At 62.8% G+C, this 6971-nt stretch carries 11 protein-coding genes and 1 pseudogene; 7 read left to right on the top strand and 5 right to left on the bottom strand.

Annotation, left to right across the window (positions count from 1 at the left end):
• Together A2J03_RS14180 and A2J03_RS14175 are read left to right on the top strand one after the other, a co-directional pair.
• A partial coding sequence (locus tag A2J03_RS14180; protein ID WP_156520392.1) for an acetyl-CoA C-acyltransferase occupies positions 1 to 691 on the top strand: 691 nt, incomplete at its 5' end.
• Positions 692 to 792: 101 nt separating this feature from the next.
• A complete protein-coding gene (locus A2J03_RS14175; protein ID WP_068374952.1) occupies positions 793 to 1284 on the top strand; it encodes an SRPBCC family protein in 492 nt (163 codons plus the stop codon).
• Positions 1285 to 1292: 8 nt separating this feature from the next.
• Here A2J03_RS14175 and A2J03_RS14170 read toward each other — a convergent pair whose 3' ends face one another.
• Positions 1293 to 1970: a DNA alkylation repair protein gene (locus A2J03_RS14170; protein ID WP_231912533.1), complete on the bottom strand. Its 678-nt coding sequence runs from the start codon at positions 1968 to 1970 to the stop codon at positions 1293 to 1295.
• A gap of 5 nt (positions 1971 to 1975) precedes the next feature.
• Positions 1976 to 2485 (bottom strand): VOC family protein, encoded by a 510-nt coding sequence (locus A2J03_RS14165; RefSeq protein WP_068374950.1) that lies wholly within the window; start codon positions 2483 to 2485, stop codon positions 1976 to 1978.
• An 80-nt stretch (positions 2486 to 2565) separates the two neighbouring features.
• Here A2J03_RS14165 and A2J03_RS14160 point away from each other — a divergent pair, with 80 nt between their 5' ends.
• Both A2J03_RS14160 and A2J03_RS14155 read left to right on the top strand, forming a co-directional pair.
• The gene (locus tag A2J03_RS14160) at positions 2566 to 3039 is read left to right on the top strand and encodes a MarR family winged helix-turn-helix transcriptional regulator (protein WP_068374956.1); all 474 of its coding nucleotides are present in this window, start codon (positions 2566 to 2568) and stop codon (positions 3037 to 3039) included.
• A 64-nt stretch (positions 3040 to 3103) separates the two neighbouring features.
• Positions 3104 to 3256 carry a hypothetical protein gene (locus A2J03_RS14155; RefSeq protein WP_156520391.1) on the top strand — a complete coding sequence of 51 codons (153 nt, stop codon included), beginning with the start codon at positions 3104 to 3106 and terminating at the stop codon, positions 3254 to 3256.
• A 4-nt stretch (positions 3257 to 3260) separates the two neighbouring features.
• Here A2J03_RS14155 and A2J03_RS14150 read toward each other — a convergent pair.
• A pseudogene (locus A2J03_RS14150) lies at positions 3261 to 3549 on the bottom strand (hypothetical protein).
• Between the two features lie 57 nt (positions 3550 to 3606).
• Here A2J03_RS14150 and A2J03_RS14145 point away from each other — a divergent pair.
• The 3 genes from A2J03_RS14145 to A2J03_RS14135 are packed head-to-tail and all read left to right on the top strand — an operon-like array spanning position 3607 to position 4719.
• Positions 3607 to 3921 carry an ArsR/SmtB family transcription factor gene (locus A2J03_RS14145; protein WP_068374948.1) on the top strand — a complete coding sequence of 105 codons (315 nt, stop codon included), beginning with the start codon at positions 3607 to 3609 and terminating at the stop codon, positions 3919 to 3921.
• Entirely contained in the window at positions 3918 to 4307 is a 390-nt protein-coding gene (locus A2J03_RS14140) for a VOC family protein (protein WP_068374945.1), read from the top strand. The genes A2J03_RS14145 and A2J03_RS14140 overlap by 4 nt, the downstream gene beginning before the upstream one ends.
• 22 nt (positions 4308 to 4329) lie before the next feature.
• A complete protein-coding gene (locus A2J03_RS14135) occupies positions 4330 to 4719 on the top strand; it encodes an MmcQ/YjbR family DNA-binding protein (RefSeq protein ID WP_068374942.1) in 390 nt (129 codons plus the stop codon).
• A gap of 28 nt (positions 4720 to 4747) precedes the next feature.
• Here the strand turns inward: A2J03_RS14135 and A2J03_RS14130 are convergent, their stop codons facing one another.
• Positions 4748 to 5302, bottom strand: coding sequence for a cysteine hydrolase family protein (locus tag A2J03_RS14130; RefSeq protein ID WP_068374939.1), 555 nt, complete (start codon positions 5300 to 5302; stop codon positions 4748 to 4750).
• Between the two features lie 46 nt (positions 5303 to 5348).
• A partial coding sequence (locus tag A2J03_RS14125; protein ID WP_197480768.1) for a diflavin oxidoreductase occupies positions 5349 to 6971 on the bottom strand: 1623 nt, incomplete at its 5' end.

Genomic DNA, 6971 nt, shown 5'->3' with positions numbered 1-6971 from the left:
TGCGGTTGCGTGTAGTCGTGAGGAGCAGGATGCGTTCGCGGCGGCGTCGCATCAGCGTGCGGCTGCGGCGTGGAAGAACGGGGTGTTCGACGAGGAGGTGGTGTCGGTAGAGGTTCCGCAGCGTAAGGGTGATCCGGTGGTGTTTGCGCAGGATGAGGGGATCCGGGCGGATACGACGGTGGAGTCGTTGGGGAGGTTGCGTCCGGCTTTCGGTGCGTCGGGGACGATCACGGCGGGTAATGCGTCGACGATCAATGATGGTGCGTGTGCGGTGGTGGTGATGAGTCGGGCGAAGGCGGAGAGTTTGGGGCTGGCGTGGTTGGCGGAGATCGGTGCGCATGGGGTGGTGGCGGGTCCGGATTCGTCGTTGCAGTTGCAGCCGGCGCGGGCGATTGTGAAGGCGTGTGCGCGGGAGGGGATCGATCCGGTGGATTTGGATGTGGTGGAGATCAACGAGGCGTTTGCTGCGGTGGGTATTGCGTCGATGCGTGAGTTGGGTATCTCGGAGGATCGGGTCAATGTGAACGGTGGTGCGATTGCGATCGGGCATCCGTTGGGGATGTCGGGTGCTCGGATTGCGTTGCATGTGGCGTTGGAGTTGGCGCGTCGTGGTGGTGGTGTCGGTGCGGCGGCGTTGTGTGGTGGCGGTGGTCAGGGTGATGCACTGATCCTGCGAGTCCCCAAGAAGTAGAAGTCGTCGCAGTGGCCGGACCGACCGAACGCGCACCGACGCTCTCTGATCTGATGGGGCGGACCATTCACGCGACGATGTCCCCGGAAAGGGGTTGTTCGATGGCTCGCTTTCACTTGCAGCCGGTATCTGACCACAGCATTTTCGAGACGGCGAAGTACACCTACACGTACACGCTGGACCTCGCGGCGGATGCGGACACCGTCTGGGCCGGCCTCACGGCAGACCAGCCGTTGGCGTGGTGTTCGGCGTTGAAGGGGCAGTACACCTCCGGCCGCCCGTTCGGGAGCGGAACTACTCGCAACGTCGTCGTCGCTCGGCTCCTGCGCTTGAACGAGCGGTTCTTCGAATGGGATGAGAGCAATCGGCGTCATTCGTTCTACGTCGAGAGTGCGAGTCTGCCGCTCTTCGGAGTGTTTGCGGAGGACTACCAGATCACTCCTACCGCGACAGGCTGTCGGTTCGTCTGGCGCTTCGCCTTGGAGGCCAGGCCTGGCCTGGGGGTCCTTTTGGCCGTGACTCAACCACTGAACAAGAAGGTCCTTCTCGACGGTTTGGTGCGCGACACGATCGCCCACTTCGGGCGTGCGTGACCTGCGGGTCAGGATCGTCGGCTCACCATTTCGTTGATCCAGGTCGGAGCGAAGGGTGAAGTGCAGTTCGGGGGCGTTGGGTAGTCCTCGAGCACCCTCAACCGTTCCCCGATGTCGAGTGCGCGAGCCCGGAGGTCGGCGTGCTCGATGCCGATCTGCGCGAGGCAATGGTTCATCGCCCACTGCAAGCGGTCGGGTGCGTCTTTCATGTCTGACTCGATGACGTCGAGTAGCGATGAAAGGTCAAGACCGTCGGGACGTTTCGCGACTCGATTCGTCGTCAGCGCCCAACCGGCGCTGGCGACGGCCGCATCCGGATCATCGATCCACAGTAGGCGTAGTTCCTCCGAATGCGGATTCTTCTTCACTGCGTAATTGACGAGCCAGTCGTGCACCTTCGGAGTGCGTGCGTCCCGAATCATGGAGTCCAACTCGTCACGCTCGTACAGCTTGGGGCGACAGATCAGCAGTGCCAGGAGTCTCGCTGCGGTGTCTTCGGTGGCCCATAACGCGCGTGCAAGTTCGTGCTGGGTCTTCAATCGCCTGGCGATCGCGCGCAGAGCGCTGAGATTCACACCGTGGTCGTCACCGTGCTTGGCATTGACCTGTCGGAACTTGGGGTCGTCGAGCGAGAGCAACTCCGCCAGCAACTCGGTGACCGTCGGCCCGATGTCCTGCCCCGGAATGCCCTTCACAGCACGTGATTTCCGTACATCTCGCCGAGCGGATCGGCAATCAGTTCGATGCGGGCGCCGTCGGCGTCGCGGAAATAGAGCGATACCTCGCTGTGCTCGGCCAGTTCGATGCCGGCATCGATCAACTTGGCGCGCAGCTTCTCCCAGCGGTCCGGTTCGACGCTGATCGCTACGTGGTGCAGTCCGCCGAGTACTTCCTGATACGGCCCGACGTCCAACCCCGGAAAGTCGAAGAATGCGAGGAGGTTGCCATTGCCGATGTCGAAGAAGAAGTGCGACGACCCCGGGTAGTCGCGGTTCTCGATCAATTCCGTCAGCGGGAACTCCAACACGCCCTGATAGAACTCCACCGTTCGCTGGACGTCACTGCTGATCAGTGCCGTGTGGTGCAGTCCGCGCGCGGACGATGTCGGACGTTCACTCTTGGGAACCAGATACTGGGCTTTGATTCGTTCGCGTTCGTTCGCGTGATGCAGGGAACGTCGGTTCTCGTCTGTCGTGTTCATGGCCGAACTCCTCGTGGTGGCGCGCTCCGGGCAGCGCGGATAGTTGCCGCGTCAATTATATGACGAATATGCTTTCGGTCATGAACGCGACGCGATGGCTCGAACCTCACGAGCAGCACGCCTGGCGCGCGTACCTCGAAGCGACACGGCTCCTCGTTCGCACTCTGGACAACCAACTGACCCGTGACGCCGGTATCTCGTTCACCGATTTCGAGTTGCTCGTCGTGTTGTCCGAGGCGCCGGAACGACGGCTCCGCATGAGTGAACTGGCGGACGCTGTCACCACCACCCGAAGCGGGGTTACTCGTGCAACCAGCCGCTTGGTGGACGCCGGCTGGGTTGTTCGCGTCAAGTTCGAAGAGGACAAACGCGGAATGTCCGCCGAGCTGACCGATGCCGGTATGGCAAAGCTGACGGCGGCCAGCCCGGGTCACGTAGCAGCCGTGCGGGAGAACATGTTCGATCTCCTTTCGGTGGACGATGTCGACGCGATCGGCCGAAGCTATCAGCGAATGCGCGAGCACATGTCCGGTAGATCGGGGACCGCCCGCTGAAGCATCGAACCCGCCACGTATGCCGAGCCTCCAGCCGTCGAATATCGGTCTAAGCTCGGATGCTGTGGCATGGGGCGATGGTCTACAGCTGGCGGCAATCGTTCTGCTGTGCGGGGTGGGGGCGTGCCTGATCGTGGTGGGCGCATATGGATCGGGCGGGCTGATGCTCGCCGCGTCGGCCTTCTGGTTCTGGCGGTTGTACCGAACAGCCGAGTGATGGGTTAGCTATCCGGGCGGGGGACTTCGGTTTCCCACCGCGCACGCCGTTCGTCGTCGGATTGCTCCCACCACGGTGTACCGCGTTCGCCGAGCGCGACTTTGGCTGCTTGTACACCGGCTCGCGACTCGGGTGCGCCGTCCGTGGCGCGGACGTCGCGTCTCCACGCCATCAAGATCGATCGCAGTTCCGTGCCGCGTTCCTCGGGGATGGCGGGGTCGGTCGCGCGCCAACGGCGGCCTTTGATCACTATGCAAAAGACCGTCGTCGGTGCACTCGGGTTGCTCGGCCATGGCTCCGACGTTAGCCGTGGATTGACATGCAAGCAATCACTTGCCTATTGTCGATGCATGCCCGAGGAGCCGGGAGTTGCCGAGTTGTTCAAAGCTCTGTCGGACCCGACCCGCCGAGTGATCCTCGACGAGTTGGTCCTCAGAGACGAGCAGACACTGTTCGAGCTGTGCACCAGGTTGATCTCGATACACGGCATGTCCTCGTCGAGGCAAGCGGTCTCGCAGCACTTGGATGTCCTCGAAGCGGCGGGGCTCGTCCGAGTGGAACGTAAGGGCCGCTACAAGTTTCACTTTCTCGACACCGGACCGCTGGCACGCATCGCCGAGCGATGGACCTCCCCGAATCATACTGAGCCGAAGGAACTGTCATGAAGATCTACATCTCCAGTCTGATGGTCACCGATCAGAACAAAGCCCGTGACTTCTACACCGAAATCCTCGGGTTCGTGGTCAAGCACGAGATCCCCATGGGGGAACACTCGTGGCTCACCCTGGTCAGCCCCGGCAACGAGGACGGGCCGGAACTCGGACTCGAACCGGCCGAGCATCCTGCGGTGAAGCCGTTCCGGGATGCGCTCATGGAAGCCGGCATTCCCGCCACCTCGTTCGCCGTCGAGAACGTACAGGCCGAGTACGAACGTCTCCTCGCTCTCGGCGTCGTGTTCACTCAGAAACCTACTGAGATGGGCCCGGTCACCGTCGCGACGTTCGACGACACCTGCGGCAATCTCATTCAGATTTCCAGCTACGCAGGCTAGAGCCGCGCACTATCCTCGAGCCATGGCGACGCTGGACGACGTGGAACGATTGGTGAGCGAGCTGCCCGAAGTATCCACCGGTACGAGCTACGGAAACAGGGCGTGGTCGGTCGGCGGCAAGGTCTTCGCGTGGGAGCGGCCGTTCAGCAAAGCCGACATCAAGCGATTCGGGGACGAGACGCCGCCGTCGGGACCGATACTGGGAATCCGCACCGAGGACCTGGGGGACAAGGAAGCGATCCTGACGGCGCATCCGCAATCATGCTTCACGATAAGCCATTTCGACGGATTCTCGGCGGTCCTGGTTCAGCTGGAAGCGGCGGACATAGAGGAGCTACGCGAGCTGCTCACCGACGGTTGGTTGGTCTTCGCGCCCGCGGCGGTGGCGAAGGACTTCCTGGGCGATCAGTGATCGGACACGACGGTTAGGTCTCTTGGATCTACTGATCGAAACGGATGTCCTCGGCCCGCACCGCTCCGGTCGTCCTGCCCGGAGCTCGCTGGTTGTTCCAGTAGAGGTTGGTGTGCGCGATGACCTGCGTCGGCGGGGGAGCGCCCCACTCGCTCAGGTCCTCGGTGGTGTGCGCGTCGCTGACGAGAGTGGCGTCGTAACCGCGGGCCAGTGCGCCGTGCAGTGTGCTGCGAATGCAGAAGTCGGTTTGTGCTCCGGCCACGACGAGTGCGCCGACGGCCAGCTCAGCGAGAACCGACTCCAGCTCAGTTTCCTCGAACGAGTCGCCGAATGTCTTGTGGATCAGGGGCTCGGACTCGTCTCTGGTGAGCTCGGGAACGTATTGCCACCCAGTCGACTCTGGAACCAGCTGTTCGGACGAATGCTGGACCCATACGACAGGCACGGACGACGCACGCGCCCTCGTAATAAGCTCGGCGATTCGAGACACGACGGCGTCGGACTCGATCGAGGAGGCCATGACATCGTTCTGGACATCGACTACGAGCAATGCTGTGTTCGGACGGTCGATCAGTGTGGTCATGGAGGCGACATTAGTCACCTCGCGGACACCGCGTCACCCGCTTACCTCAGTAGACGTCCCGGACGTACCGCTTCTCGGCCGAGAGGGCCCTCACGTACGCCTCGGCGCTCGACGGGGCGAGCTTTCCGTGCTGAGCGACAATGCCTTTCAGTGCGTTGTCGACGTCCTTGGCCATGCGCGTCGCGTCGCCGCACACGTAGAAGTGAGCCCCCTGCTGGAGCCATTTCCACACCTCTGCGCCGTTCTCGGTCATTCGATCCTGCACGTAGACCTTCGATGATTGGTCACGTGAGAACGCCACATCGAGACGCGCCAGAGATCCACCGTCGAGCATGCTCGTCAGTTCGTCGCGATAGTAGAAATCGGTTGCCGCATGCTGCTCGCCGAAGAACAGCCAGTTCGGTCCTGAGTGGCCGAGTGCGCGCCGCTCATGGAGGAACGCCCGGAATGGCGCCACGCCGGTTCCTGGCCCCACCATGATCATGGGTACGGCCGGATCCTCGGGTGGCTTGAAGTGCGACGACTTCTGCACGAATATTCCGACGTCCTCGCCCGCGGCGTGATCGGCCAGATATGTGGAGCACACTCCACGCCGCGGCACGCCGTGCACGTTGTAGCGCACGGTCGATACCGTCAGCTGCACCTCGTTCGGATTCTCCTTGGGGCTCGAAGAGATCGAATACAGTCGCGGTTGAAGAGGTTTCAGTACCGTCAGCCAGTCGTCGACGCCGGCGCGCACCGGCGCATGGGTCAGGACGTCGATGGATTGACGTCCCCACACCCAATCCGCCAACGCGCCCTTGTTCTCGGGCATCAGCAGCCGCTCGAGATCTGCGTCCCGGGTGCGAGTTTGGACGAATCGGAGTAGGTCGGGCGTTGCCTTGGCGATCTCGAGCCGATCGCGCAGTGCCAGCCGGAGCGGCATCGGATCATGCCCCGTGATGTCGACGACGGTGTCTCCACCCAGCCCGGTCGCTTGGAGCCATTCGTCGACGAGTGCATCGCTGTTGCGCGGCCACACACCGAGAGCGTCGCCGGCCTCGTAGCTCAGTGTGCCCTCAGGTAGGTGAAAACCGAACTGGCGCACGTCTTTCGTGGACCCGGGCGCGTTCAGTGGTGTATTGCGCACGAGTGCGGTGGGCAGCGGTGCCTTCTTGCCGTACGTGGTGGCAGCTGGACGATGAGACTGCGCGGGTGCCGTGCTGGCGGCGTCGGACGGCGCTAGCTTCGAGAGCACCCGCTCGAGCCACGTCGACGACGCTTCCTCGTGGTCCGGTTCGCAGTCCACGCGGCCGACGAGTCGCGCGGCGCCGAGTTCGGCGAATCGACTGTCGAGGCGGCGACCGTTGCCGCAGAAGTCGGCATAGCTCGAATCACCGAATGCGAGCACCGAGAACCGGATGCCGCTCAGATCCGGTGCTGAATCACCGGACAGGCCGTCGAGAAACGTCGTCCCGTTGTCGGGCGCTTCACCGTCACCGGTGGTGCTGCTGATCAGCAACACGTCGTTGTAGTCAGTCAATTCGGACGGCGAGAAGTCTTCCATGACATGCTCGCGGACCGTCATTCCTGCGCTCCGGAGCTGTTCGACGCAGCCGAACGCGAACTCTTCGGCGTTGCCGGTCTGCGACGCCCACAGCACGAGGACTTGTTTCGTGTCTTCTTGCGC

Origin of the sequence: Rhodococcus sp. EPR-157 (genome assembly GCF_001647195.1) — a bacterium.
Classification (GTDB): domain Bacteria; phylum Actinomycetota; class Actinomycetes; order Mycobacteriales; family Mycobacteriaceae; genus Rhodococcoides.
This window is presented reverse-complemented; position numbering and strand designations above follow the sequence as displayed.